Source organism: Kitasatospora sp. LaBMicrA B282 (assembly GCF_050325825.1).
Classification (GTDB): Bacteria; Actinomycetota; Actinomycetes; order Streptomycetales; family Streptomycetaceae; genus Kitasatospora.
On sequence record NZ_JBNQTI010000368.1, the window covers coordinates 1 to 1,175 of the forward strand.

Here is a 1,175-nt window from a genome sequence, read left to right on the forward strand (position 1 = left end):
GCCGACGCCCGGGCCGCCGGGGCGGGCGGCGCGGCGGCCGCGGCCAGCCGCAGCACCGCGGCCTGGTCCAGCTTGCCGTTGCCGTTCAGCGGCAGCGCGTCCAGCCGCACGGCCCGGCCGGGGACCAGGTGGGCCGGCAGGGTGGCGCGCAGCTCGACCAGCAGCTGCTCCGCCGAGGGGGCCTGGGCGCCGCCGGTGTAGGCCAGCACCAGGGCGCCGAAGCCGCCGGCCGGGTCGGGGACCGGCACCACCGCGCTGCCGCCGACCCCCGGGACCGCCTGCACCGCGTGCTCGATCTCGCCGGGTTCGATCCGGTGGCCGCGGATCTTCACCTGCCGGTCGGCCCGGCCGTCGAAGTGCAGCCGCCCGTCCGCGGTCCGGTGCACCAGGTCCCCGGTGTGGTAGACCCGCACCTCCTGACCCTCGATCAGGTGGGTGCGGAAGCTGCGGGCGGTCCGCTCGGGGTCGCCCAGGTAGCCGAGGGCCAACCCGGTTCCGGAGATCAGCAGTTCGCCGATCTCGCCGGGGGCGCACGCGCCGGCGTCGTTGCGGATGTGCAGCCCGGTGCCGGGCACCGGGTCGCCGAGCGGGACGCCCTCCGCCAGCTCGGTGTCGCCGGGACCCACCAGGTGCATGGTGGTGGCGATGCTGCTCTCCACCGGTCCGTAACCATGCAGCAGCCGGGACTGCGGAAAGCGCTCGCGGAAGGTGCGCAGGTGCCGGGGCGAGACCTTCTCGCCGCCGAGCATGACCTGGTCGATCCCCTCGAAGGCCCCCAGGTCCTCGGTGACGAAGAGGTTGAAGAGGGTGGGGGTGAGGAAGAGCGAGTTGACCCCGTGCGCGGCCACCAGGGCGCGCAGTGTGGCGGGCAGCAGGTAGGGCTCCTCGACCACCACCGAGCAGCCGCCGTTGAGCAGCACGCTCCAGACCTCCAGGCCGAGCACGTCCCACGGGACGGCCGAGGCCATGGCGATCACCTGGCCGGGGCCGTAGTCGGCGAAGGGGCAGTCCCGGAACAGCCGCACGGTGCCGCTGTGCGGGCAGACGGCGCCCTTGGGCTCGCCGGTGCTGCCCGAGGTGAAGAAGACCGCGGCAGGGTCGGCGCCGGTCAGGCCGGCCGGCCGCGGGCGGGGGCCGGCCGCGGGCAGCGGCTGCCCGGGCCGGGCGGGCGCGAC

Annotated in this window: 1 protein-coding gene; it reads right to left on the reverse strand. The window is 76.2% G+C overall.

Features of this window, described 5'->3' with window-relative positions:
- Window positions 1-1,175, reverse strand: a 1,175-nt coding sequence (locus ACQRUO_RS39480; RefSeq protein WP_428321008.1) for an AMP-binding protein, incomplete at both ends; no start/stop codon positions are given.